The sequence below is a fragment of the Pseudarthrobacter sp. PH31-O2 genome (assembly GCF_030063265.1).
Classification (GTDB): Bacteria; Actinomycetota; Actinomycetes; order Actinomycetales; family Micrococcaceae; genus Arthrobacter.
Window position 1 is genome coordinate 854,357 of sequence record NZ_JASIST010000001.1, and the last position, 25,427, is coordinate 879,783.

The following is a 25,427-nucleotide window of genomic DNA, read 5'->3' on the forward strand; positions in this document are numbered from 1 at the left end:
CTCCGTTGATCGCTAACGACGTCGCGCGCTGGGGGCTGACGGCACTGCTGCTGGCAGCGTCGCTGTTCGCGGTTTTTCAGGCCAGCCGCAAGTCGCCACCGGCCACTAGGGTTGAATATTGCCTCCATGCCGCGATGCTGGCGGCCATGGCGGCCATGCTTGCTTCCGGGGACCGGTGGCCCGCGCTCCCCCAGATTATGGTCTTTGGCCTTGCCGCCTGGTGGTTCGTGCTCCGCGCCGTCTCCCGGCGCCCCATGGTACTCGCCGTACTGAACGTCACCGCCGCCGGACCATGGCACGGCCGCCGCGAGGGCGAAGCCAGCCGTGGCAGGTTGCTGTACAACGCCCTAACCATGGCTGCCATGGCCTACATGCTGGCGGTCATGGACTTACGCGGCACCCACCGGACACCGGCCGCTCCGACGGCCGCCGGCCTTGCGGACCTGGCGGCGCACCACGGTGGCTCCAGTGCGCGGCCGTCGCTGGCAGGGTCCTTTCCGGCCGCGCTGCCGGAATGGACAAGCCTGTCCGCTCCCGTCCTGGCGGTAGCCTTCGGGGCGGCCGGCGCCGTGTGGGGCGTGCTCCTGCTCCGGCGCGCCCGACGCCGCAACCGGACGGGCAGCGGCGCGCCGTTCCTGGAACTTGTGTCCGCGGTTTCGATGGCAGTTATGTTCGCGGCTTTCGCTGTATAAGAGCCCGGAGCTGGCATTCACCCGCGTGGGATCGATCCGACCCTGCCGCCAGCGGACCGGAAGATGACTCACGGGCCCTGCGGCAGGCGGTCCAGCCACCGGCGGCGGTAAGCTCGTGCCATGGCGAGATACTTCGATGTTCACCCAGAAAACCCCCAGGCGCGCTCCATCAGCCAGGCGGTGGAAATGATCCGGTCCGGCGGGCTGATCGCGTACCCCACCGATTCCTGCTACGCGCTCGGTGCTCAGCTGGGCAACAAGGAAGCGCTGGACCGGATCAGGACTATCCGCCACCTCAATGACAAACACCACTTCACGCTGGTCTGCAAGGACTTTGCCCAGTTGGGCCAATTCGTGCAGATCGACAACGACGTGTTCCGGAGCATCAAGGCCGTCACGCCGGGAAGCTACACCTTTATCCTGCCCGCCACCAAAGAGGTTCCCAAGCGCCTGCTGCACCCGAAAAAGAAGACGGTGGGGGTGCGTATCCCGGACAACCGGGTTGTCCAGGCTTTGCTCGCCGAACTTGGCGAGCCGTTGCTCTCCAGCACGCTGTTGCTGCCGGACGAGGAAGAGCCGCTGACCCAGGGCTGGGAAATCAAGGAACGGCTTGAGCACGTGGTCGACGCCGTCATCGACTCCGGCGATTGCGGCGCGGAGCCGACCACAGTCATCGACTATTCCAGCGGCACTGCCGAAATCGTCCGGCGCGGCATGGGTGACCCCGCACGCTTCGAGTAGCGCGGCCCGGGGGCTAAGCTGACGCCGTTTCGGCGTTCCCCGCGACGCCCGACGCCCGGTGGCGCAGCCAGCGGCGTGACAAGTCCAGAGCCGCGAGAAGTCCCGCGAGCGGCGTGAGGACGGCTGCGACATAAACGAACAAAAGCCAGCTAAGCGTGGTCAACGGCGTCTGGTGGTCGCTCAACAGCGACAGGCCCCCGCAGAGTCCTAGGATCCAGAACACCGCCACGCCGGCGAGCACTGCTGCCGCGGGGAAGTACTCGCTGGTGACGGCGTTTTTTGCAATACTCATCGTTTTCATAAACTGTCCTCGTGCGGGCGGAAAGGAAAGAGGTCCGCTGGGCCTTTTCCAGTATGGGGCCCGCAGCCCCCGGATTTTCGGTGAATGCCCGTCGCGTGATGAAGCTAACGCCCGTTCCTGCTCATCGGTGGCATGCGACGCGGCTTTTCATTCACGTGCGTTCCCGAAGCGGCGGCACCGCAGCGGACTTCAGACCGCCATGGCCAGCGCCTGTTGCATAAAAGAGCCGAGCACCCGGCCGGCGTTCTCCTGCAGGCGCCGGGAGTCCGCCGCGGCAGGCTGCACCGATTTGGAGCCATGCAGCCGCTCCCCCAGATAGAGCACCGCTGCCAGGACTTCCGAGAGCTCCGCGTTTCCCTCGGCTTGTTGCCTCAGCAGCCTCAGGTGGGCAGTCTGCAAGGCTGGCCCCGGAGCGCAGCCCAGGTCACGGTCGAACAGCCGGCGGCAGCGCTCATACGCTGAGAGGCCCTCAACCGGCAGGCCCGCCTGCTCGTATCCGGCGACAAGGACCGTCCATGCACGTTCGTTGAGCGGCTCGGACCGGATTACGGCCTGCGCCAGTGAAATGGCGAGCTGGGGCCGAGCGAGGAACGCAGCCGTTTCAGCCGCGAGAATCTGGGCCCCCAATTTGTCGGCTTCGTGGCGGGTCCGGGCCTCCTCCGCCCAGTCGGCCGCGAGTTCAAAGCCCAGCAGCGGTTCCCTCGCCAGTTCCAGGGCCCGCATCGAGAGTGCATGCGCCTGGGCCGGCGGAGAGTTCCGGGCCGTGCGTAGCAGTTCGCGGAACTCAAACAAGTCCAGTGTCACCAGCTGCGGGTCCAGCAGGTAGCCAGAGTTTGCGGTACGAAGCGGGCCCGACTTGGTGTTGCCTGGCTGGATCGCGCGCCGGAGGCTGCTGACATAGCTCTCCAGTGTGGCGACGGCGCCGCCGCTGGCCCGGGGTCCCCACAGGATCTCCACAAGCCGGGCCTTTGACACCGGTGTGCCAAGGTTCAGCAGGAGAATCTCCAGGATGTGGCGCGGCTTGCAGCCTCCCAGGTCCGCTGCTTTGAGGACGGTGCCGTTTCGCCGGACCTCGAACGATCCGAACAGCCGGACCGAAATTGCCACCGTGGGTTCGCTCGGATTCTCCACGTTGATCCCCTCCCCAACTATCAACTAATCGCGCCTGGAAGCGCCGAAAGGAGCTATTCGGATCCGCCCCTGAGACTCAATTCCATCCGGCCTTCTAGGTAAACCGTTGCACGCGGATCCGGGTGCAACAAGAAGTGCAACTACCCGATCCTTTGTTCCGTGGAAAGTCGGGTATACGTCCTTGTGGCCCCAAGTATTAGGCGGGCGAATTCTGAGTACCCGCAACGTAGGGCAGGTACCGCAGCGCCGGACCGGTGGGGCTGCGGCGGCACAACACAGCGCCGGAGCCGGGCAACCCGGCGCCACAGTTCAGCTGCCGGGCAATCCGCCGATAGGCTCAGAGGAGACCAGCCTTTCACCTACAGGAGAACCTTCGTGAACCGAGCGTCCGATCCAGCCGATCGACTGCCCCCGCTGGGCCTCAGCTGGGGCGTCAAGCGCAGCTTCATCGATTACATCGCCAGCCTGGCTGATGGGTCCGTTTCAGCAACCAGCGGGGCTGCCAAGGCCGATGACTCGCTTTTCTGCTTCGGCCCCGGTTCCTGCGACTACGACGTTGCGCGCGGAACTGGAGTGCTGCGCTTCCGCGGAGACGTCCGGCTCGCCGGCCACCATGGAATGCTCTTGGTCAGGTTGCTGGACCCTTGGATCACCTTCACGGGCGGCAGCGGAGTGCTCTCCATCAGCACCGGCGACGGCGGCGGCCAGGACCGCGCCACTATTGGTTTCCTCAGCCCTGCAAGACCAAACCAGTCCGACGGGTCCCTGGTGTGGGATCACATCGACGTCGTCATATCTCCGGAAGGATCCGAACTCTTCGACGGACAGTACGCTGCCGGCCAGCCGATGGATCCGCTCTTCATCCGGGTCACCCAGTAGGAGAACCCTGCGGGCTGCAGCCACGGACACCCCTGATCCAGGGTGCTGGCACGCACGCTGTGTTGCCTAGTTCTCTTTGGTGCCCTGCGGCAGCAGGGAAGGTTTTCCAAACAGCCAATCGGAGACGTCGCTGCGCAGCACCAGGTGGGGCCTGCCCGTGTCGCTGACACTGCCGCTGGGAACGTAGTAGCCCCGCCCGGAGCCAGGACCGCCTGCTGCCCGGTCAAGCGCATCCGTGAGATCCCTGGGCAGGTGACCGGCCGGCCCGCAGGCCCGGAGGCCTTGAACTTCCTCGGGCGTAAGCCTTCCTAGAACTGCGGTTATATCTGCCATAACGTCTCCTCTGCGGCGGCTGGTGCCTAAGTAATCAGGCTAAGACCCCGGCGTAAACGGCAGATGACATCCGGGCGAAGATCCTTACACACCCGGGATGTAGGTGACGGCCAGCCGGAGGTGTCGTGAGGGTCACTGCCCCGGGGGCGCCCGCCCGCAGCTATTGCGCACGTGGATGCTGTACCGTTCAATCCCGGGAAACTCAGAACTATGGAATCGAGAATCAACCAGGTGGCAACCGATTATGACGAAGTCCGATCCGACGTTGCGGAGACCCGCAACGCTTCGCTGGAGGCTCTTCGCTCCGCGAACGCACCGGACGCGCGCAGCGTAACCCGCGAACTCGACGAGGCGGACACCTCCGAAGGTGTGGAATTGCCGGGCGCTGACTTGTCCGGCGAGGAACTGACGGTCACCGTCATTCCGCAGAAAGACGACGAGTTCATGTGCTATTCGTGCTTCCTGGTCCGGCACCGCTCGCAGCTGGCCCGCGAGAAATCCGGCCACTCGTACTGCGCTGACTGCATGAACTGACGGACTGTCCGCGTCACATTTTCCCGATAGCGACGCAGGTCATGGCTTGCGCGGCCCGTTCCGATACGCTTTTCCTTGACGATTCGGCGCGTGCCGGTGCGGAGCCGGAGGCGGAATCATGCGGAACTGGACCACGACGCCGGAAGACAGGCCTGCGGTGGCGGCCGGGGCTGCCCCGGACGGGGACGTTGTCCGCAACAGCTTCGGCACCGGCAATGCCGGTACCGAAGCTGTTCCCGCAGGCACCGCGACCCGACGCCCCGGGCGCACCTGGAGCCTCAAGACTGAATGGTCCAGGGCGTTCGCAGTAATGCTGGTGGCGCTCCTCCTGGGGGCCGTCGCTACGGTTGCCGGAGTTCGGGCCGTCGGTGACCAGGTTCAAAACGCTTCCGCCGGACTCCACAGCGCGTTAGAGACAGTCGCGCAGTTGCGCACTGCAGTTGATACCCACGAACAGGCCGCGCAGCGGCTGCTGTCCAATGCTCCGGTTGACCGCACGGAATTCCTGCGCCAGCAACTGGACGTGTCCCGCCGCTTCGACGAGGCGATCCAGGTCCTGCCGGCAGAGAGGGACATGCGCGGGACCGCCGCCACAGCCCAAGCGCAGTGGCAGGACGGTCTCGCAGCACTTGGGCTGTGGGGCAACCAGGTACAGGGCGTCACGGCAAGCCGCCTGACCGGCGCACCGGCCCTTGCCATGTCCGGCTCCGGGGTCCGCGTCCTGCTGGGTGAGATCCAGCAGTCGGCCCTTGAAGCGATGGACTCCGGTCTGGCCTACAGTGCTGAGCTGGAGCAGACAGTGATCGCAGCGCGCAGCGCCCTTTTCGCCTTGGCCGCGGCTGCCGTCATCTACTTCCGCGGCAGATTGGTCAAGTTCCTGATCCGGCCCGTCGAGGGCATGCACGTCGGTGTCCTCAAACTGCAGGCCGGGGACTACAGCCACCGCATCGACGTCGTCCGGCGCGACGAACTGGGTGAACTGGCAGAAGCCTTCAACTCCATGGCCGCTGCTGTCCACAACAGCCATCTGGCCCTGACGCACCGGGCCACCCACGATCCGCTCACCGGGCTGGCCAACCGGGCGGCGCTGACTGAGCGTCTCGCGGTCTCCTTCGAGCCCGCTTCCGAAGGCAAGCCCCGGCACGAAGGACTTCTGATCGTCGATGTTGACGACTTCAAAGATGTCAATGACACGCTGGGCCACGAGGGTGGCGACGCGCTGCTTATCCAACTGGCCGGCCGGCTGCGGGCCTGCGTGCGCTCCGGCGACCTCGCCGCCAGGCTCGGCGGCGATGAATTCGCGATCGTCGTAGCGGACGACGCCGACGGGTCCGCCACGGCCGCGATCGCGGAGCGGATTCACAACGTTCTCGGGTCGCCATTCGCCGTCGGAGACGTCCGGTTGAAGGTTTCAGTCAGCATGGGGGCCACCCTTCACCGGCCCGAAACCGGGGAGCCCGCGGATCTGCTGCGGCAGGCCGACTTCGCGATGTACATGGCAAAACAAGGAGGCAAGGGGCGGTTCCAGAGCTTCGATGCCGAGGGCTATAACAGGATGACGCACAGTGCGGCACTGCGTGCCGCGCTGGCCGCGGCAGTGCCCGAGCGGCAGTTGCAACTCGCCTATCAGCCGGTCGCTGACCTGGACACCGGGAGAATCCTCGGCGTGGAGGCACTGGTGCGCTGGAACCATCCCACACTGGGGTTGCTGGAGCCGGACCAGTTCATCGCCCTTGCCGAAGAAACCGGTGATATCGAGGCGATCGGCGGTTGGGTGCTCAGCACGGCGAGCCGGCAGGGCGCCCGCTGGCGGGCCTCGATCAGTCACTGCGAAGACCTTTGGGTGTCGATCAACCTCTCCTCCCTGCAATTGTCCAGTCCGCGGAACCTCGGCAGGATAGAGAGTGTTCTCGAGGATCCCGCTGCGGAAGCAGACAAAATTGTGCTGGAGGTCACCGAAACGGCTCTGGCCAGCAGCATCGACGGCGGTGTCCAGGCGCTCCACCGGCTAAAGACCTTCGGGGTCCGGATCGCCATCGACGACTTCGGCACCGGCTACTCCTCGCTGAGCACTCTCGCCGAGCTGCCTGCGGACATCCTCAAGATCGACCGCTCATTCCTCTCCGCCAGCGCTTCCGACACAGCATCCGCGGCCCTGCTCGAAGGCATCCTGGGACTGGCCCACAAACTTAACCTTGACGCGATCGCCGAAGGCATCCAGGACGACGCGCAACTGGCCCTGCTCCGCCGCCTGGGCTGCCGGATGGGGCAGGGCTACTTCCTCTCCCCGCCGGTGCCCGCATCAATGATCGAGTCCCTTCTCGCCGCCGAAGCGCGGCTCCAGCCGGCTGGCGGTTCGCCAGCGCCAGGCTTGTGAGGACGCAGCCCGCAGCCTGGTTTTGAACCGGCCGTCCAGTCCCGGTTCAGTGCACGGCAGGCCGCGGCTACGCACTGCTGTGGCGGGGGCCGGGCTGTGCTGTGCTGTGCACCGACGAGGCTTAGTCCCGGGGGCGGAGTCTGGCGTTCGGGAGCGCAGGGGCCGGCAGCGGTGCCGGTTCCCCGTTGGGGAACGTGCCGAACCGTGGTGCGGCCGGGTCCGTCCCCGTGGCAGCAGCTGGATCCCCGGCGCCGATCTCCGTCTGCCACTGCGAGCGGTACTCGACGATTTCTTCATGGTTGCGGCCCACGAAGTTCCACCACATCACGATCTGCTCGCCCAACGGTTCACCGCCGATCAGGAGCAGACGCAGCGGTTCGTCTCCGGCCACCAGCGTCAGGGACGTCCGTCCGACCGGCACGAAGGCGAGGTGGTCCTGCAGGACCGGGCGCCCGTCCAGGATGAGGGTTCCAGCGTCCACCAACAGGCCATATTCGAAGGTTGGATCGGTGTCCAGGCTGAGACTGGTTCCGGCGTCCAGCACGATCTCGGCGCCGAGCAGCGGGGTGTGGGTGGTGACCGGCGATGTTGTTCCCGCGATGGATCCCAGAAAGACCCGCATCATCCAGCCGGGTCCGGTCAGTGGTTCGGGGCGGTAGTGCTCAAAAGTCGGCTCCATCCCGCGTTCCCTGTCCGGCAGCGCCACCCACAGCTGCGCGCCGTGCAGGACATCCGTTGCGGGAGTGGAGAACTCGGAATGGCTGATACCGCGACCTGCAGTCATAAGGTTAACCTCGCCGGGACGCACGGCCGCGTGGAATCCGGCCGAGTCGCGGTGCTCAATCTCACCGGTGAACAGCCAGCTGACCGTCTGCAACCCGGTATGCGGATGGCGCGGCACGCGCATGCCCCCGGACCCGCCAACCCGGTCCGGGCCGTAGTGGTCCAGAAAGCACCACGCGCCGATGAGGCTCCTGCGCCGTTGCGGCAGTGTCCTTCGTACGTCCATGGCCCGCGGACCGCCCAGCGGGACCCGGCGCGGAACGAGAATCTCCACCCCGGCGCAGCCGACGTCCTCAGCACAAATAATCTCCTCCGGCGCCACCTCGGTATTGCTCATAACAACAGCGTAGCGACCGAGCCGCGCCTGCCGAAGTAGTCCGCGGCGTTGCAGCCGTCATGATGGAGTTATGACCGTCACCGAGTTCCCCGTCGCCATCCCTGTGGGAGGATCCTCCGTTTCGGGCCTTTATGCCCGCCCCGAGAATCCGAGTGCCACACTGGTTATCGCCCACGGGGCCGGGGCCGGCATGGAGCATCCGTTCCTCACCGGCTTTGCCCGCGCCCTGAACCAGCTGTCCATAGCCACACTTCGTTTTAACTTCCCCTCCCGGGAGGCTGGCCGGGCGTTCCCCGACCGGCCGCCGGCGGCCATGGCGGCCTGGCGCGCGGCCATGACCGAGGCGGCTTCCCGCTCCGCGGGCGAGCCGCTCTGGGCAGCGGGCAAGTCCTTCGGCGGACGGATGGCCTCCATGGCGGTTGCCGACGGAATGCCCGCAGCAGGACTCGTCTACCTTGGTTACCCGCTCCATCCGCCGGGAAAGCCGGAAAAACTCCGGGATGAACACCTCTACGGGCTGGGCCTTCCGATGCTCTTCCTGCAGGGCACCCGTGACCCGTTTGCCACGCCCGAGCTGTTGGCGGCGGTGGTGGCCGGGATTGGCCCGTCGGCGGTGCTTCAGTGGCGCGATGGCGGCGGCCACAGTTTCGATGTCGCGGGAACCAAACGCGGCCCGGACGAGGTCGGGGCAGCACTGGCCGGACCCACCGCGGACTTCATCGCAGCCCACCAGGCCAACTGAGGCGTGCGAAGGCTCAGAGCCACGCGGTCCGGCGAAGCGGCGGCTCGGCGCCGCCGGGCCGCTGCACCAGTACCTGGTTAACGCCGGTGATTCCGGCTTCGAAGCCCAGTGCGCTGGCGGCCATGTAGAGCCGCCACACCCGGGACCGGCCTTCGCCTGCGAGTTGCGTGGCCTGACCCCAGTGATCCTCGAGGTTCTGCACCCAGGCCCGGAGTGTCAGCGCATAGTGCCGGCGCAGGGCTTCGACGTCGAGGACCTCGAGTCCGCCGGACTCGAGGGCTCCAACCATCTCCGCGAGGCCGAGCATCTCACCGTCCGGGAACACGTAGCGTGGGATGAACGAGTCCGGATCCGGCGCGGTGGGGCCGGCGTTCCAGGAGATGGCGTGGTTGAGCAGCCGGCCGCCCGGCCGGAGCAGCCCGTGCAGCTTGGCAACATAGCCGGCCATCTGCTCGCGGCCCACGTGCTCAGACATACCGATGGAGCTGATCGCGTCAAAGGGCCCGTCGTCTACGTCGCGATAGTCCTGGACCCGGATGGCCACCCGGTCCGTCAAACCGGCGTCTGCCACCCGCTTGGCTGCCATGGCCGCCTGTTCACGCGAGAGCGTGACGCCTACGACCTCGACCCCGTAGTTCTCGGCCGCGTGCAGGGCAAAGCTCCCCCAACCGCAACCGACATCCAACACGCGCATACCCGGGCGCAGTCCCAGCTTCCGGCAGACCAGTCCCAGCTTGGCGTCCTGCGCCGCTTCCAGCCCGGTGTTCCCGTCCTGCCACACCGCGCAGGAATATACCAACGACGGGCCCAGAACCAGAGCGTAAAAGTCATTGCCGACGTCGTAGTGATGGGAGATCGCCGCAGCGTCACGCTTGCGGGTGTGCCGCCGGCCGGCGCGCACGGTCTTTGCCTCTTCCGGGGGCGGCGCCGGGTTCGGCCCCAGGGCGCCAAGCAGGGCGGCGTTTTTGAGAATCGTCCCAAACTCCCGGACCGTCAGCGGGCGGAAAGGTCCGGGCTCCGCAAACTTACCGGCGGAGCTGAGGGCGCCGAAGCTGGCGAAGACGTTACCCGGCGCGTCGATGTCACCGGAAATATACGCGCGGCTGAGTCCGAGCTGGCCCGGGGACCACAACATTCGTCGCAGGGCCCGCCGCGTGCGGAACTCGACGACCGGGGCGCCGACCGGACCCGCCTCCGAGCCGTCCCATGCCTTCAGCCGCAACGGGATCTCGGCCGTGCCCAAGACGATGGCCAGCACTTCGGCCAGCCGCGCTGCCACCCCGGTTCGCTTCGCCATCATCTTGGTCCCTTCCAGCACGACGTTCCACTTCCAATCTAATTCGGCGCGCCACGGCCGGACAGGGGCCGGATGGCCCTGACGCCGTCCCGGTAGCGGCGGCCTTGTCCTTCCGGTGGGCCGAGTGTGTTCCCGGCGCGGCGTTCTGCCCCGATATCGGCTACCCCTCAGCCCAGCGTCCTGCGGGACCGGACCGCCTCCGGAAGCGGGGCCTTGATGACGACCGGTTGCGTCGGCTTGGCGGGTTCACCGGCCGAGGGATGCGGGGTATCTGAGCCGTTACTCCTTGTTCCTGGCCCGGCTGGGCTGCACCCGCATCGGTTCGCCGGGCATCTTGGGAAAATCCGGCGGGAAGGGCAGCTCCCCCAGCCCTGCCGCCAGGTCACGTTCCCACCACTGGAGCAGAACGTCGATGGTGCCCGGCTTCGCGTGCATATCCGCCCACGGGTCTCCGGTGGCCCTGAGCCGTCCCGGCACGGTGGCGATGGTGAAGTCCTGGGCGCTGACGTGCTCGAGGTCCGCCCAGCTGATCGGGCAGGAAACGGTCGCCCCGGGGATTGCCCGCGGGCTGTAGGCCCCGGCCATGGTGCGGTCGCGGTTCGCCTGGTTGAAGTCCACGAAGATCCGAGCGCCGCGCTCTTCTTTCCACCATGCGGTGGTGACCTTCTCCGGCATACGCCGCTCCAGTTCACGGGCGGCAGCGATCACGGCGTGACGCACCTCAAGGAACTCCCTGCTGGGTTCAATCGGCGAGAAGACATGGAGTCCCCGATTGCCGGAGGTCTTGATGAAGGCATCCAGCCCGGCCTCAGACAACACGGTACGCAGTTCCTGCGCGGCGGGAATAGCGTCATCGAATCCGGTGCCCGGCTGTGGGTCGAGGTCGATCCTGAGCTGGTCCGGGTTGTCCGGATTGCCGGCCCGGGAAGCCCAGGGGTGGAAGACCACAGTATTCATCTGCACGGCCCAGACTGCAGCGGAAACCTCATCGAGCACAAGCTGGGGATGTGATCGTCCGCTCGGATACACCACCGTCACAGAGCCGACAAAATCCGGGGCGCCCCTGGGCGGGTTCTTCGAGAAGAACTGCTCGCCGTCGATAGTGCCGCCGAACCGCTGGAGTGTGAGGGGGCGGCCGCCGTTTGCGGCCAGGAAAGCCTCCCCGACGTCGACAATGTACCGGGCGAGGTCCAGTTTGGTAAGCCCGAGCTGCGGCCACAGCACCCTGCCGGGACTCGAAATCCGTATGTCCCGATCGCCGTCGGGGCGGCTGACTGTGATGGTGGCTTCTTCCTTGGCCATGGGGACAACCTACCCCCGGACCCAGGACAACTGAAGAGGCGAACGGATGGCCGCAGTGGCCTGTAGTTTCCGCATTTCATGTGGCACTTGGTGCTGCGGACATTCGGGATCACTGGAGGCGAAAGACTCTAGCTACGGATTTTTGCCCGTGGTTGCGTTAATGCGGGATCCGAAACAGATAGAGAATCGAGCATCCAATGACCGGATGGCTGGCCGCAGGCGTTGGCACGCTAGGGGTTGGAACCTATTTTGGCTGGGATGGCTTTACTATTCAGTCAGGAAACCTGGTCGTGATCATCGTAATGATCATCTTGTTCGTCGTTGCCCTCGTCCTACCCTTTCCCGGCGGGAATCGGCGCAAATGACTGCCCGGGCCACAACGGCGCACGGTTTGCCGGAGGAACGCGAGGCTCATACCTGGACCGGACGGGCCCGCCGGTGGCTGCTTGGGAAGCTTCCGCCGGAGAAGCTGTTGCCCGAGGACCAGCCCAGCTATGTGATGTCGTGGGCCTATGTGTTCGGCATGGGGGCAATAGCTTCGCTGCTGTGGATCATCATTTCCGGCGTCGTGCTGGGATTCAACGGGCCCCACTGGTATCACGTGTCCGCATTGGGCGGCTTCGTCAACAGCACCCATCTGTGGAGCGTGGAACTGTTCTTCATCTTTATGGTGGTGCACCTGTGGCTGAAATTCTGGATGGCGGCCTGGCGCGGAGGCCGGGTCCTGACCTGGATTACCGGAGTAGTCGCCTTTGTCGTTTCCATCGTCGCTGCCTTTACCGGGTATCTGCTTCAGACGAACTTCGATTCCCAGTGGATCGCTTTCGAAGCCAAGGACGCGTTGAACGCCGTCGGGGTGGGCGCCTGGTTTAATGTGGCCAACCTCGGGCAGATCTTCGTCTGGCACATCACCCTGCTTCCCCTGGCCGTCGGGGCCATCGTTATTCTGCACGTCCTCCTGGTCCGGGTGCACGGTGTAACACCCCCGCTGGAGGCAGGCGAGGGCGACGCCCAATTGATGCACAACAGCCCGGAGCCCACTGAACCTCCGGAGTCCACCAAGACCAAGGACGTCGCGCGGTGACGAGGCAGAACAACAGCACCTCCTGGCGTAAGGCGAACAACATCGCCAGTCGGCCCTGGACGGGCAGCGTCCGCGAGTACGATCTCGTCAAGGAACTGACCATCGGCGTTGTCGTGGTTGGCCTTCTTGTGCTCGGGGTGTCCGCCATCTTCGGGTCACCTGATGAGCCCAGTGTCAGTCTCAAGGGGTGGGCGATTGCCGCCCCGGCTGATTTCGTCGCCACCGCCGCAAAGGAACTTGGCAGCACCAGCGACACCGCAGGGTACGGGCCGCCGTACAACGCGACTCCGGATGCAGCGCAGAAAATCGGTCCCATCGACCTGCAAAGCCTCTCGGGCGTCCGCATTCGGGTGGATACAGCGAATGACTTCGTGATTGCGCCGCTGGAGACGTTGCCCTCTCCGCCGGCCGCCGTAGCCGATTGGACTGCCGCCACGGATCAGCAACGCTCCGACTGGACAGCCGCCTATTCCGATGCCCTCGACGCCGCCCCGGACAACGCCCCGGCCAGCGTAGCCGCGGGCGACTACGGCCCGGTTCCTGCGCTGACCGGCGCGCTGCTGGACATGGCACGGAACGGCAATCTGGACGGCGTGCTGGAAGGTGGCGGCAACTTCTACAACATGGACTACACCCGCAGCCTGCTGTTTCTCGGCGACGGCACCTATTTCCCGGACCTTGCGGCCAGCCAACACCTCACCGGGGACCAGTGGGGCGTCATGAACGAGACCGGCGACACGCCCGGGCAGTCCTGGCTGTGGCTTTTCTCGCTCCTCTATCAGGTGGAACCATTCAAGTCCTCGCCTAATGCCGATGCCCTTGTTGTGGTCACAATGCTCGTGTTGACCGCGTTGCTGGCCGCACTGCCGTTCATTCCCGGCCTGAGGTCGCTGCCGCGGCAGGTACCCGTGCACCGCCTGATCTGGAGAGACTACTACCGAAACCGTTGACCCCGTCAGCAACGGATCGGGTGCCACGGTCGGGCGGACTACCGGCCAAAGCCAACTGGTGACGATGTGGTTCGTTCCCAAGGGTTCGCCGCTGTGGTGTTCGTGCGTCTACAGTGCCGGCCGCCCCTCCCGCACCGCTCCGCCCTCGCCGAGGAAGCCACCCACTCCTGACCCTGCATGGGACAGCCCGTTCCTCAGCTCCGGTTTTTGGTCCGTGAGGTCGCCGGCGCCGTCCAAGGATCCACCGGCCAGGGATGCCTGGGGTAGCGTCCGCGCATCTCGGCACGGACCTGTGCGTAGGGCCCGGACCAGAACGAGGCGAGATCATCGGTAACAGCCAACGGCCGCCGGGCGGGCGACAGCAGATGGAAGAGCACGGGTACCCGGCCGCCCACCAGCCGCGGCGTCCGGTCCCAGCCGAAGCACTCCTGGAGTTTGACGGCGACGACGGGGCGGCCACTGCCGTCCCCATCAGCGGGGTAGTCGATCCTGACCCACGAACCGCTCGGCACCTCAAGGCGTTCGGGAACGAGTTCCCCTAGACGGGAGGCCTCGGGCCATGGCAGCAGGCGCCGCAGCGGCTCCGTCAGCTCGATCCCGCTCGTGGCGGCGCCGCCGGCCAGCGCCTCAAGCTCCGGCGCCAGCCACTCCTCGAGCCGGGCCAGCAGCGCCGGCTCGGAAACATCCGGCCAAGGCCCACCCAGTTCCCGGTGGAGCAGGGCGAGACGGCGGCGGAGTGCGTCCGCCGCCGTCGACCATCCAATGGTTCCAAGTCCTTCCTTTTCCAGCTCCCGGGCCACGGCTGTGCGCCCTTCAGCAACAGAGGGACGCACGGGAGTGGAGGACAGGACGATCGCGCCCAGCCGGCGGTCCTTGCGGGCGGTGACCCTGCCTTGCTTGAACCGTGCTTCCACGCTCTCGGTGAGGAGGTGCCGGGCTGCGGCCTCCGCCGTGTCCGCCGTCAGCGGCGCAGCGGAACGGATGACGGCTCCGGTGCCGGCCGCATCGCGTCCCTGGGCCCGGGAAACTTCGGCGACAGCGAGCCATTCGTGACCGGCCAGGGAACTTCCGGTGGGGAGACCGGCCCGCGTCCCGGAGCTGAGCAGGTAGCGCTCCGGGCCGTCACCGGCGACCCGCCGAGCGACGCGGTCCGGGAACGCGAGGGCAACGACGAAGCCGACTGATTCAGTGGCGCTTACCGCCGCCTGCGGCAGGGTTGTGGCGCCGAACTTCTTCTGGCGAGCGACCGACTCCATCCGCCGGACATCCTCCAGCCAGCGCCGGGATGCTGGTTCCCGGCCAGCGCGCAGCGCGGCTACCAGCCGCGGCAGGTCGGCGCCGGGGGCACGCTGGTCCCCGGCGACGACGGCGACGGCTTCCGCGGCGGCACGGATTCCGACGACGGCCCCGCCGTCCAGCAAGGCGCGGGCAAGCCGGGGATCGGCAGGAACTCTTGCCAGTTCCTTGCCGAGATTCGTGGCGAGGCCGTCCGGGGCCACCGCGCCGAGTTCGCGCAGCACCTCGACGGCCTCGTCCATCGCAGCCTGCGGAGGGGCGTCGGGCAGGGACAGGCCGCGGCCGCCAGGCGAACCCCAGCAGGCCAGGATCAGGGCGGAGGCGGTGAGGTCCGCGACGGCGATCTCCGGCGTCTGGTGGGCCGGCGCTGCACCGTAGCTCTTTTGGTCGTAGCAACGGACCGCGCGTCCGGGGCCTTGGCGCGCAGCCCGGCCGGCCCGTTGTTCGGCGGAGGCCCGGGAGCAGGAAACGTTCACGAGGCCGGACATCCCCCGGCCCACATCCCGACGGGGCTCGCGGGACAGGCCTGAGTCGATGACCAGACGGACGCCCGGGACGGTCAAGGAGGATTCTGCGAGCGACGTCGACACGATGATCCGCGGGCGCCCGCCGGTTTCCCGCCCGGAGACGGCGCGGTCCTGTTCTGCGGGTCCAATCTGTCCGTGCAACTCAAGGACGTCAGCACCGGTCCTGCCACGGAGCCGGCCGGCAACATAGGACACTTCCCACGCTCCCGGCACGAACACCAGTGCGTCCATGTCCTGGCCCGCCGCGAGTGCGTGGGAGTGCGACGATGCCGCGGTGTCCGCCACGTGGTCAAGGAACGCGCGCGTGACCCCGCGTTCATCCAGACGCGGCACCGCGGCGGGCACCCAGTCCACCTCGAGCGGATACAGTGCGGACGGGCAGTCAACCACCGGTGACGGCAAGCCGCCGTCGTGGTTTCCGGAATGACCCGCCGAACCGATCAGGGCGGCGAAGCGGGGCGCGTCCAGGGTGGCGGACATCGCGACGAGTCCGAGGTCGCCCCGGAGCTGGCGCACTTCCGTGAGCATACCGAGCAACAAGTCGGTTTCGAGGCCGCGTTCATGCACCTCGTCCAAAATGACGGCGCTGGCACCTTCCAGTCCAGGATCCGCGAGCAGCCGGTTCAGCAGGATGCCCGGGGTGACAAATTCGATCAGGGTGCCCGGACTCGTCTGCCGTTCCCCGCGGACTGTGTATCCGATGCGGTCCCCAACCCGGCTGCCGTCCAGAGCCGCCAGTCGCCTCGCCGCGGACCGGGCGGCGACGCGCCGGGGTTGGGTCACGATGATGCCCGGGGCGGGCCCGGGGCCGGGCCGCCAGGCAGCGCCCAGCGCCAGGTTGGCCAGCAAGGGCGGCACCAGGGTTGTTTTGCCCGTGCCCGGCGGCGCCTGCACCACAGCAGCGGCGCCGGGCCCCCCGCCCTGCAGCGCCCGGGCCAGCTCACCGAGCGAGTGTGCGAATGCCAAGCCGGCCCCGATGACTCCCAGATTGAAGGGGCCGGGAGCAGCGGGCAGCGGAGCGGCTGGAGAAGTCACGTTCCCATTGTGCCCACAAAGCCGGGGCCGGAGTGCAGCCGGACGTTCCCCTGGACCCGGCGGGCCAGCGCACCATGTCCGGCATGCCTAAGCCGGCGCAGGGCGGGCTCGTTGCTGCCCGGGTGAGGTAGGCGGGCTTGGGCTTCCAACCGCGGCCAGGTCCGGGCAGGTCAGCCGTTCGTCAGATCAGAGTGGTGGGCAGCGACCACGTTAGGGTGGGCCCGCACCCGGTAGCGCAGGGCATTGTCACCGTACGTTTCCAGAATCGGGCTGTTCGTCGGATCCACCGACAGGCCGCGGGCTTTGGCCTGGAACTCGGGGCTCACGGCGAGTTGCGGCATCGTCGCGTCCAGCGCGGGGTTGAAGAAGAAGGGCAGTGATATCCGGTCCGTGCCGCGCAGTGGCGAGATTACCCGGTGCAGCGTGGCCTTGAGGTACCCGTTTGTCGCCAGTTCGAGCATCTCACCGATATTAACGACGAACGTGCCCGGCACTTGCGGGGCATCGATCCATTGCCCCTGGTACTCGACCTGCAGGCCACCTTTGCCGGGCTCGACAAGCAGCAACGTCAGGACACCGCCGTCCCGGTGGGAGCCCACACCTTGCTTGGGTTCCGGGTCGGACTCCCCCGGGTACCGCACCACTTTGAGCAACGGAAATGCCCTTGCCGCGAAGGCCGCATCAAAGGTGTTTTGCGGCGCCCCCAGGGACACAGCCAGCGCTCGCAGGAGGTCCAGCGAAATGGCGCTGAGCCGTTCGGTCCACGCCAGGACGATGTCCCGCATTTCCGGGATGGCGTCCGGCCACAAGTTGGGTCCCTCAAGGCGCCAATAGTCGGCGACGCCGGGTCCCGGGCTCACAGCCGCCCGCTCGACGCCGATGTCGATCTGCTCGCGCCAGTCAACAGCGCCGTCGGTTAGCTCGCCGCCGACCCTGGTGTATCCGCGGAACTGCGGACTGTGGACATTTTCGACGGCGAGCTTCTGTTCGTCGGGAAGTTCGAAGAAGCGCCGGGACACGTCGAGCATGGCGTCCGTCAGCTCCTGCGGGATGCCGTGTCCGGCCAGGTAGAGGAAGCCAACCTCGTGCATGGCGTTGCGCAGCTCATCGCGAAAACGCGTGGCCTCCCGGTGACCTGCACTTAAGAGGGAGTAGTCCAGGACGGGCAATGATTCGAGTGTCATCCATTAGTCCTTATCAATGAACTTGGCAAGTTGCGGACTGAATACTCTTTAATATTACGGACGGCTGGTCAATGCGCGGCATTCAGATGTCGAAATAAGACCCTGGTGGGCCGCGGGTCCGGATATGCGCAGCAGTGGACGCTGGCAACGCCTGTCACCTGAGTGATGGGCGTGACGGCGGACTGTCGTGGCTCAGCTTTTACCCAGGGTTTACATGCCATCTCTTGCGGCGTCCCGTTGCCTGCAAGAGACTGTTGATCACGAGATGACGAGAGTCAGTGGTTGTTCAGTGGTTGTTCGGCCAGGACAGTGGAAGATCAACGCAGCGATGAGCCGGTGAGTCTTCTGCAGTGTGGACGACCGGGGAGGAACCGCAGACCGGAAGGATTGTTATGGCCGCCTCTTTTGAATTGTTCATCGACGCAGAGTCGCACTTCCGATTCCGCCTGCGGGCACCGGACGGGACCGTTGTGGCAGTATCGACGGCGTTCAACGACAAGTCCAAAGCCGTCGCCGGCATCGCCGAGTGCGCGAATGCGCAGGCATGGGCCTGATCACCGACCTGTGCGCCGGGGGAAGCGCGCAAAGCCCTGTCCGGGAACCAGCGCCTTCCGGCCCGGCGCTGGCGGAGGGTCATGAACGGCATAAACGAAGCGAAAAATTCCATTCCCGCGCCCGGACAATCCGCAGGATCACAACAGCTACCAGGTGGAGCGGGGCAGCATAGGATCGTCGCTGAATGAGACCGGCAGGCGGGCCTGGGCCGGCACTCCGTCTCCGCACCACTTAAGGACGCGCAAGGCCCGCAGGGTGTTCCACCGACTGGGCCGCCCGTCGCCGTCTTCGAGCTGGAAATGGACCTGCCCCGGATGCGTGTTTTCCAGGAGCCAGGTGCCGTCCGGCTGCCTCTTCGAGCCAAGCAACTCGGTTGCGTCGGCTAGCCGCGGGTCCGGCGGATTCCCGGTGGAGCGGAAGTAGTCAAGGGCGCGAAGGACGTCGTAGTGCCAGCGCGTCGGGAAGCTGAACTTCAGCCAGGCCGGGTCGGCTGTTTCGCCAGTGCTTTTGCGTCGGAACAACCGCCGGTCCAGCAGATACTCCTCGCCGCGCCGCCGGGCCTCGCTGGTTTCAGCTGAACCTCCGGTTGCCTGCTCGTGAGCGAGCAGGCCTTCGAGGACATTGATCGTCGTTGCAACCGACGAAACCACGGCACCGTCGGCCGCCCAGCAATTCCAGCCGCCGTCGTTGAGCTGATCCCCTAGTAGCCGGGCCACGACGCCGTCGACGTCCTCACCGAAGTAGGCGCCGAGCCCGACTGCCATTCCATTGATGCAGGGCTCCACCTCACCGGTGAAATAGGGCTGGGCGCCTTCCTCCCAGCGGCAGTTTTCCCGCACGAGTTCGACGGTGCGGCGGATCTGGTCGTTTTTCGGGTCGACGCCGAAGTCCCGCAACTGCAGGAGGCTGTACGTGGTGGCGGTCCAGGGCTGGCACCCGGCGGCGGGAACGTCGGTCCCAACGGCGGCGGCCGGGAAATAGGCTCCCCCGGCCCATTGGCCGTCCGCCCCGCGCAGTGCCAGCAACCGGGCACCCCACCCCTCAGTGGCCACCCGCGATCGCTCAGCTGTCACAACGCCGGTTGTGGCGCCGTCGAGATCTCGGAGCACTTGCCAGCGAATGGCAGGATCGGAATCCCGCAGCCAGTCCAGGACTGTCATGCGCAGAGACTGCTGCCCGCGCCTAGCCCTCGCAATCAACGCAGTACAGGTGACCGTTCTTCTCGCGCGCGATCTGGGAGCGGTGCCGGACCAGGAAGCAGGAGTAGCAGGTGAATTCATCCTGCGCCTGGGGTATGACCTGGACGACTAGTTCCTCGGCGACGAACTCTCCGCCCGGCGCAATCGAACCGTCTAGCGAATCCGCCTCATCCAGGTCACGCACCACACTGCGGGCGTCCGGAGCGTTCTCAGATTGCAGCGCCTCCAGGGACCTGTCCTGCGACTCCTTGACGTCGGAGCGTACTTCATCATAATCGGTTGCCACTGGGGTGTTTCTCTCTTCTACGGAATGCTTGTCGGATAGGTGTTCAACAGACAGGAGTGCCCTGGTATTCCCCCTCACCAGAGATTAGCCCCGATAAGGCCCGGGCACGAGCCAGTGCGGGACTGTTGCCAAAGAATTACGGACAGCAATTGATTTGTACATTCGTTGGCGTTAAGGCTAGATTCGGGGAAGTTTCTTTGGGGGAAATCATGAACAAAGCGCAAAGGCGTGCCCACGTGGAGCCGCCGTGTCCGGAATGCGGCTCACGGGTCATTCCGATTTGGAAAGATGAACGGTCCGTGGCTTCCAAGCAGCCCGATTGGCGGGTGCGCGCCCGTCAATGCAGCGACCAGGAGTGTGCGCTCGGCGCCACCCCTGACGTGCTGTCGCCGTGAAAGGCGCCGTCCGGGCCGCCCTGCTGTCGCGCTCGGACCGCCAGCCGACAAAACACTTCCGGACACCAGCGGGTCTCCCCGATTCGACCGGAAGGGTGTTCAATAGTAGTAGGGGCGGCGCCCTTCCCACATTGCTCAAGGTGGCTGGCCCCAGTTGCTTGCCGGAGCCGCGAGGCCCGGTGCGAGACGGGGTCGGCGACGCTTGAGAACCCTCTGAGACCGGGGTTCTCTGCCCCAGCCGTCGTCGGCCCCCTGGTTGTTCCGGCCTCGTCACACTACCCGGCAGCGGGAGTGCGTCCCCGCCCGGTAGCCAGCTGACAGTAATGTACCTACATGAAACCTAGCGATGACCACCGAGGAACGCCATGACCGAACTCGATCTTGACGTGCGCTGGTACGAGGGAACCCGATCGCGGCCCAGCCGCACCGCACCGCCAATCCAGGTCCACCGGGCCGCACCGAACACCATAGTGCTCCGGCAAAACATCACCGACAATTTCGAAGCTCCGTTCCTGTACCTGCTGTTCGGCGACGAGCGCGCCTTCCTTCTTGATACGGGCGCGACGGCGGACCCCACCAGGTTTCCGCTGCGTGCAACGGTGGACACCCTTATTGACCGCTGGCTGCACGAACACCCCCACGACGGTTACGAACTCGTTGTTGCCCACTCCCACGCCCATGGAGATCACATTGCCGCAGACGGGCAGTTTACCGGCCGGCACCGGACAAGGCTCGTGGGACACAGTGCCGAGCACGTCGCCGCGTTTTTCGGAATCCACGATTGGCCGCACGGCACGGCCCGGTTTGACCTCGGCGGACGCATTCTTGAACTGATCCCCGTCCCCGGCCATCATCCGTCCGCCATCGCCGTCTATGACGAGGACACCGGCATCCTGCTCACCGGGGACACCGTCTACCCGGGACGGCTCTACGTGCAGGACTTTCCGGCCTTTCAGCATTCGCTGCGTACGCTCTGCGATTTCGCTGCGGCCCATCCGGTCGCTGCTGTTCTTGGTGCGCACATCGAAATGCCAGCCCGCCCGTTTCGGGACTTCCCGCTCGGTTCGACCTGGCATCCAGACGAAGCGCCGCTTCCGTTGGCAGCCGGGACACTCCAGGCGATCAGGGACGCCACCTTGCTCAATGACCGCCCCGGAGCGCAGCGTCACGCTAATTTCATCATCTGGAACGGGCCGTGCCGGCGCGAGTCAGTAGCCCAGTCCGTCCGGCTCCTCCTGTCCCGGGCGCTGGGCCGCGGACTCGGCCGCTAGCTGTGCCCCTGGGCCGGCGAGCCAGCACACCGCCCTAGCTGCCCGGGGGCGATGCCAGGGACGATCTGTTGAAGTCGGTGTGCCATACCCCGGTGGGTTGTCCGTTGCCGTCGGTGACCACATACTCTGGCCATCGATCGAAAGCAGAGCACGGATGGGAGATCCCCAAGTCGACCACATCCGTGACGGAAAGGCCCTCCGCTTCGGCCAGGACGGTGTGATGGTCAAAAAGGGTCCGCACCAGGGCTGTTGCGCCGTCTCGTGGGCCGCCGTCCGCAGTCAGGGCCGCCAGGAAGACCGGCTTTCCGGCGTCGTAGGGAAGGTCCCGTTTGCCGGCGCCGACGACGGCGGTTCCCGCCTCGGGAACGGACACTACGACGGCCCGGACCGAAAGTGCCGGCACCAGCCCCGGAACCGGACTGACACTTGCGTAGGTCCCGTGGTCGTGGGTGACGTAGCAGCCGGAGCGCAGGATCGTTCGGGTGCCGGGCACTTGGCTGTCGTCGGGAAGGTGAGCGGCAACGCGGTCCGGAAAGGCGGAGCCGCCCATGGTGTAGATGGGAGCGACTGTGTCGAAGTATTTCGCGGCAGCATAATACGCGTCCCGCACCAGCCGGCAGTGCCGGTCGACGGCGTCGAGCGTCGACTGGGTCCGGCTGTTGGGTACTACCCCTTCGTAGCCGGCAACACCGACGAGCCGGAGTCCCGCGGTGCCATGGATCAACTCGGCCAGGCGCAGCGCCTGCGGGAGGTTCCGGACGCCTGTGCGCCCGCCGGGAGTGCCGACGTCAATCAGCACCTCAAGGCCTGCGGCGGCCCCGGCGAAGACTTCGGCTGCCGCCGCAACACCGGCAGCAGAATCCACGAAGCAGCAGATGTGCCGACCGGAATCCTCCTCCAGCAGGGTACGGAGGCGCAGGAGGCCGTGCCGATCAACGATCTCGTTGGCGACGAGGACGCGCTGGTGTCCCCAGCCGATGGCCAATTGCGCTTGATCCAGGGTGGCAACCGTGACGCCAACGGCCCCGGCAGCCACCTGGCGGTTGATGATTGGCGCGGACATCGTTGTCTTAACGTGGGGAGCAAGTTCAACTCCCCGCTCCTGGCACCAGGCCGCCATGACTCGGATGTTGTTGTCCAGGGCCTCGATATTGAGACGCAGTTGAGGATACGCCGGGTTGCTGGCGGTTCCGGCCGCTGACTCTTTGTTGCTTCCGCAGTGAGGGTGGGTCGGGCTGATCACGGCGCTCCTTTCGCTCCGGTCCGCACGGCCCGCTAACCGCAGCAGTCCACGGGAGGCCATCGCTGGCGCTGTGTTGATTGTGTCACGCCGCGTTCGGGCCGCGGACTGGTGCGGGCACCCGGCCGCCGTGATGGTCGGCGCCGCGCATACGCACAGCCACAAACAGTCCGGACAGCGCTGTGAGTCCTGCAACGACGCCGACGGCGGCCGGGATGCCCATGGCGTCCGCGACGATGCCGGAGAGCAGTGCGCCGACAGCGAAGCCGCCGTCGCGCCAAAGCCGGTAGACGCCGACCGATCTGGCCCGCCACCGGGGATGGGCGACATCTCCGATAGCCGCAAGCAGGGTCGGGTAAACCATGGCAGTTCCGAGACCGAGAAGAACGGCGGCGGTCAGCCAGGTGGCGAAGTCATGGCCGACGGCGATCACTGCCAGGGCGGCGGCCTGGACCATCATGCCGCCGACGATCAGCCCTTTGCGCCCGTATTTGTCCGACAATGCACCGGTGAAGAGTTGCGCCGCACCCCAGACGGCGGGATAGGCCGCAGCGAGAAGACCGATCTTTTCGATCGTCAGTCCGGCGGCGGCAAACATAACGGGGAAGAGTCCCCAGGCGAGGCCGTCGTTGAGATTGTTGATCATGCCGGCCTGGCTTACCGACGACAGGGATTTGTCCTGGAAGCTGGTGAACGCGAAGATCTGGCGGTTGCTCAGCTCGGCGCCGGCCGCTTTGCGGTGGGCCGTGTGATTGGCGGCTTCGACCCCGGCGTAGTCCCGGGTTTCCTTCACGGCAAAGACCGATAGCCCGAGGCCGAGAGCGATGTAGGCGGCGCCGAGCAGGAAGGGCCCGGGCCGCAGACCGTAGGTGGCGGCGATGTGGCCGGTGGCGAGGGCGGTGCCGGCGACGCCGAGGTAGCCGGCGGCTTCGTTGAGGCCCATCGCCAGCCCGCGCCCGGATGGTCCCACCAGATCCATTTTCATCACGACTGTGGTGGACCACGTGAGGCCCTGGCTAATGCCCAGGATCACGTTGCCGGCGACGATCCAGCCCCAGCTCGGCCCAAGAATAAGCATCAGCGGAACCGGCAGAGCAACTATCCAGCCGGCTATCAGAATGGGTTTGCGGCCGTAGCGGTCCGAGAGGGTGCCCGCGAAATAGTTGGTGGCGGCCTTGGCGAGGCCAAAGGCCAGGATGTACGTCAACGCGCTGGTGTAGAGGCCGAGGTGGAAGACCTGCCCGGCCAGCAGCGGGAGCACTGTGCGTTCCTGGCCCAGGGTTCCTCCGACGAGGGCATTAACTGCGACGAGGAGCATAAACTGCGCAAGGTTCTGCCGCAGCCCCAACGTGATGCCGCTGGGGCTGCGCCGCTGCAGGCGTGAATCGGTGGTGCCGGACATCAGCATGCCTCACGTGGTTTGAGCAGAAGACCGACGGCGGCCCTGTCGCCAGGGCCGCCGACGGCGGTGTCAGGGTGTGAAGCTAGCTCGCTGAGACGGCATCCAGCGGCTGCCGCGATACCCAGGCGGCGTAACTGCCGTCCAGTTCCACGACGTCGTAGCCCGCGCGGCGCAGGGCGCTGGCCGCGACGGAGTTCCGGACGCCGCTCTGGCAGTAGCTCACGATGGTTCCTTCGGCGGGGAGCTGGTCGAGGTTCCACATCACCCGGCCGCCGCTGAGCTGGTGCGAGCCGGGGATGTGTCCGGCCGCGTGTTCGGTGCGGTTGCGGACGTCCAGGACCATGGCCGCGTCGAAGCCCGCGAGTTCCTCCGGCTGGATGAGTTTCGGAATGCTGACGGGCAGACCCTCGAAGCCGGTGACATAGCCGGCCACCGAGTCAATGCCGACGCGGACCAGATGGTCCCACATCTCCTGCGCGGAAGCCTGGTCCGGAGCCAGCAACACCAGCGGGTTCTTGTCCGTTTCCGGGTTGACCACCCAGGCTCCAAAGCTGGCCACGGACTTCCCGGCCGGGATGTTCACAGAGCCGATGACGGTACCTTCATGAACCTGGTCGTTGGGCCTGGTGTCAACGAATGTCACAGTATCGGCGGCGAGATCGGTGGCGACCGTCGCCAGGGTGAGCTCCTGCAGCGGTGCGCGGGCGCCCAGTAGCGCCGGTCCCTGCCGGTTTTCGCGCTTCATCCGGCCAAAGTACGCATGCGCGTCCGGCTGGCCCTCGAGTAGCTCGTCAATGAAGCCCTGCTCGTCATTCGCCGAGAGGTACGGGGCCCACCAGGCGAAGCGCCGTTCGTACCCGACAGTGCTGGACGGGATTGCGCCGAGGGCTTTTCCGCAGGCGCTGCCCGCCCCGTGGGCAGGGTGGACCTGGACGTAGTCAGGCAAGGTCACGAACTTTTCCCGCAGGCTGGTGAAGAGCTGCTTGGCTCCTGCGAATCGGGTATCCACACCGCCGGCGGCCTCATCCAGCAGATCCGGCCGGCCCAGGTCGCCGGAGAAGACGAAGTCGCCGGAGAGCAGGTACCCGGGATGGTCACTGAACGCCCCGTCCGTTACAAGGAAGGACAGGTGCTCCGGCGTGTGGCCCGGGGTGTGCAGCGCTTGGATGCTGATGTTGCCAAGAACAATCTTGTCGCCATCGAGCAGCCGTTCGCCGTCGAATCCGTACTGCCAGTCCGGTCCGCCTTCCCCGGAAACGTAGATTTTCGCGCCGGTAGCGGCGGCGAGCTCACGGGTGCCGGAGAGGTAATCGGCGTGGATATGGGTCTCGGTCACGGCCACGATCTTCATGCCGTTTTTCGCAGCAAGTGCCTGGTACACCGCGATGTCGCGGCGGCCGTCCACCACTACCGCTTCGCCCTTGGCCTGGCAGCCGATCAGGTAGCTGGCCTGGGCAAGGTCCTCGTCGTAAATGCGTTCCAGAAGCATGTGCTCTCCTTCGTCATGTGTCGGGGTGTCCCCGTGAACTAGGTTTAACACTAATACCCCCGGGG

Annotated in this window: 23 protein-coding genes; 10 read left to right on the top strand and 13 right to left on the bottom strand. The window is 66.2% G+C overall.

Features of this window, described 5'->3' with window-relative positions:
* Positions 1–5: 5 nt before the first annotated feature.
* Positions 6–692: a DUF5134 domain-containing protein gene (locus QMG72_RS03865; RefSeq protein ID WP_282359970.1), complete on the top strand. Its 687-nt coding sequence runs from the start codon at positions 6–8 to the stop codon at positions 690–692.
* A 120-nt stretch (positions 693–812) separates the two neighbouring features.
* Positions 813–1,433 carry an L-threonylcarbamoyladenylate synthase gene (locus tag QMG72_RS03870; protein ID WP_226774353.1) on the top strand — a complete coding sequence of 207 codons (621 nt, stop codon included), beginning with the start codon at positions 813–815 and terminating at the stop codon, positions 1,431–1,433.
* A 13-nt stretch (positions 1,434–1,446) separates the two neighbouring features.
* Here the strand turns inward: QMG72_RS03870 and QMG72_RS03875 are convergent, their stop codons facing one another.
* Both QMG72_RS03875 and QMG72_RS03880 read right to left on the bottom strand, forming a co-directional pair.
* A complete protein-coding gene (locus QMG72_RS03875) occupies positions 1,447–1,734 on the bottom strand; it encodes a hypothetical protein (RefSeq protein WP_282365177.1) in 288 nt (95 codons plus the stop codon).
* Between the two features lie 189 nt (positions 1,735–1,923).
* Positions 1,924–2,865 carry an AfsR/SARP family transcriptional regulator gene (locus tag QMG72_RS03880; protein WP_226774351.1) on the bottom strand — a complete coding sequence of 314 codons (942 nt, stop codon included), beginning with the start codon at positions 2,863–2,865 and terminating at the stop codon, positions 1,924–1,926.
* Between the two features lie 375 nt (positions 2,866–3,240).
* On the opposite strand from QMG72_RS03880, the gene QMG72_RS03885 reads away from it, so the two are divergent.
* Positions 3,241–3,744 carry an HtaA domain-containing protein gene (locus QMG72_RS03885; protein ID WP_226774350.1) on the top strand — a complete coding sequence of 168 codons (504 nt, stop codon included), beginning with the start codon at positions 3,241–3,243 and terminating at the stop codon, positions 3,742–3,744.
* 66 nt (positions 3,745–3,810) lie between these two features.
* Here QMG72_RS03885 and QMG72_RS03890 read toward each other — a convergent pair whose 3' ends face one another.
* Positions 3,811–4,077, bottom strand: a complete 267-nt coding sequence (locus QMG72_RS03890; protein WP_226774349.1) for a hypothetical protein — start codon at positions 4,075–4,077, stop codon at positions 3,811–3,813.
* Positions 4,078–4,308: 231 nt separating this feature from the next.
* Here QMG72_RS03890 and QMG72_RS03895 point away from each other — a divergent pair, with 231 nt between their 5' ends.
* Both QMG72_RS03895 and QMG72_RS03900 read left to right on the top strand, forming a co-directional pair.
* Positions 4,309–4,611, top strand: a complete 303-nt coding sequence (locus QMG72_RS03895; protein WP_226774361.1) for a DUF4193 domain-containing protein — start codon at positions 4,309–4,311, stop codon at positions 4,609–4,611.
* A gap of 118 nt (positions 4,612–4,729) precedes the next feature.
* Positions 4,730–6,988 carry a putative bifunctional diguanylate cyclase/phosphodiesterase gene (locus tag QMG72_RS03900; protein ID WP_283479701.1) on the top strand — a complete coding sequence of 753 codons (2,259 nt, stop codon included), beginning with the start codon at positions 4,730–4,732 and terminating at the stop codon, positions 6,986–6,988.
* Between the two features lie 121 nt (positions 6,989–7,109).
* On the opposite strand, the gene QMG72_RS03905 is transcribed toward QMG72_RS03900, so the two are convergent.
* Entirely contained in the window at positions 7,110–8,108 is a 999-nt protein-coding gene (locus tag QMG72_RS03905) for a pirin family protein (RefSeq protein ID WP_226774347.1), read from the bottom strand.
* A 70-nt stretch (positions 8,109–8,178) separates the two neighbouring features.
* Here QMG72_RS03905 and QMG72_RS03910 point away from each other — a divergent pair, with 70 nt between their 5' ends.
* The gene (locus tag QMG72_RS03910) at positions 8,179–8,850 is read left to right on the top strand and encodes an alpha/beta hydrolase family protein (RefSeq protein ID WP_226774346.1); all 672 of its coding nucleotides are present in this window, start codon (positions 8,179–8,181) and stop codon (positions 8,848–8,850) included.
* Positions 8,851–8,863: 13 nt separating this feature from the next.
* On the opposite strand, the gene QMG72_RS03915 is transcribed toward QMG72_RS03910, so the two are convergent.
* The gene (locus QMG72_RS03915; protein WP_226774360.1) at positions 8,864–10,147 is read right to left on the bottom strand and encodes an SAM-dependent methyltransferase; all 1,284 of its coding nucleotides are present in this window, start codon (positions 10,145–10,147) and stop codon (positions 8,864–8,866) included.
* A 279-nt stretch (positions 10,148–10,426) separates the two neighbouring features.
* A complete protein-coding gene (gene ligD, locus QMG72_RS03920) occupies positions 10,427–11,449 on the bottom strand; it encodes a non-homologous end-joining DNA ligase (RefSeq protein ID WP_226774345.1) in 1,023 nt (340 codons plus the stop codon).
* 361 nt (positions 11,450–11,810) lie between these two features.
* Between ligD and QMG72_RS03925 the strand changes: the two genes are divergently transcribed.
* The gene (locus QMG72_RS03925; RefSeq protein WP_226774344.1) at positions 11,811–12,533 is read left to right on the top strand and encodes a cytochrome b N-terminal domain-containing protein; all 723 of its coding nucleotides are present in this window, start codon (positions 11,811–11,813) and stop codon (positions 12,531–12,533) included.
* Positions 12,530–13,483 carry a hypothetical protein gene (locus QMG72_RS03930; protein WP_226774343.1) on the top strand — a complete coding sequence of 318 codons (954 nt, stop codon included), beginning with the start codon at positions 12,530–12,532 and terminating at the stop codon, positions 13,481–13,483. Before QMG72_RS03925 ends, QMG72_RS03930 begins: the two co-directional genes overlap by 4 nt.
* Positions 13,484–13,677: 194 nt before the next feature.
* Here QMG72_RS03930 and hrpB read toward each other — a convergent pair whose 3' ends face one another.
* Together hrpB and QMG72_RS03940 are read right to left on the bottom strand one after the other, a co-directional pair.
* Positions 13,678–16,341 carry an ATP-dependent helicase HrpB gene (hrpB, locus tag QMG72_RS03935; protein WP_283479703.1) on the bottom strand — a complete coding sequence of 888 codons (2,664 nt, stop codon included), beginning with the start codon at positions 16,339–16,341 and terminating at the stop codon, positions 13,678–13,680.
* Positions 16,342–16,511: 170 nt separating this feature from the next.
* Positions 16,512–17,525, bottom strand: a complete 1,014-nt coding sequence (locus QMG72_RS03940; RefSeq protein WP_282359973.1) for an isopenicillin N synthase family dioxygenase — start codon at positions 17,523–17,525, stop codon at positions 16,512–16,514.
* Between the two features lie 392 nt (positions 17,526–17,917).
* On the opposite strand from QMG72_RS03940, the gene QMG72_RS03945 reads away from it, so the two are divergent.
* The gene (locus QMG72_RS03945) at positions 17,918–18,079 is read left to right on the top strand and encodes a YegP family protein (RefSeq protein WP_283479705.1); all 162 of its coding nucleotides are present in this window, start codon (positions 17,918–17,920) and stop codon (positions 18,077–18,079) included.
* A 147-nt stretch (positions 18,080–18,226) separates the two neighbouring features.
* Here QMG72_RS03945 and QMG72_RS03950 read toward each other — a convergent pair whose 3' ends face one another.
* Entirely contained in the window at positions 18,227–19,240 is a 1,014-nt protein-coding gene (locus QMG72_RS03950; protein WP_283479707.1) for a prenyltransferase/squalene oxidase repeat-containing protein, read from the bottom strand.
* Between the two features lie 22 nt (positions 19,241–19,262).
* Positions 19,263–19,565, bottom strand: a complete 303-nt coding sequence (locus QMG72_RS03955; RefSeq protein ID WP_226774338.1) for a DUF4193 domain-containing protein — start codon at positions 19,563–19,565, stop codon at positions 19,263–19,265.
* A gap of 760 nt (positions 19,566–20,325) precedes the next feature.
* Between QMG72_RS03955 and QMG72_RS03960 the strand changes: the two genes are divergently transcribed.
* Positions 20,326–21,231 (top strand): MBL fold metallo-hydrolase, encoded by a 906-nt coding sequence (locus tag QMG72_RS03960; RefSeq protein ID WP_226774337.1) that lies wholly within the window; start codon positions 20,326–20,328, stop codon positions 21,229–21,231.
* A gap of 34 nt (positions 21,232–21,265) precedes the next feature.
* On the opposite strand, the gene QMG72_RS03965 is transcribed toward QMG72_RS03960, so the two are convergent.
* The 3 genes from QMG72_RS03965 to QMG72_RS03975 form a co-directional block, all read right to left on the bottom strand.
* Positions 21,266–22,474: an alanine racemase gene (locus QMG72_RS03965; RefSeq protein ID WP_226774336.1), complete on the bottom strand. Its 1,209-nt coding sequence runs from the start codon at positions 22,472–22,474 to the stop codon at positions 21,266–21,268.
* 82 nt (positions 22,475–22,556) lie between these two features.
* Positions 22,557–23,873: an MFS transporter gene (locus tag QMG72_RS03970; RefSeq protein ID WP_226774335.1), complete on the bottom strand. Its 1,317-nt coding sequence runs from the start codon at positions 23,871–23,873 to the stop codon at positions 22,557–22,559.
* A gap of 82 nt (positions 23,874–23,955) precedes the next feature.
* A complete protein-coding gene (locus QMG72_RS03975; RefSeq protein WP_282359976.1) occupies positions 23,956–25,362 on the bottom strand; it encodes an MBL fold metallo-hydrolase in 1,407 nt (468 codons plus the stop codon).
* Between the last annotated feature and the right edge of the window lie 65 nt (positions 25,363–25,427).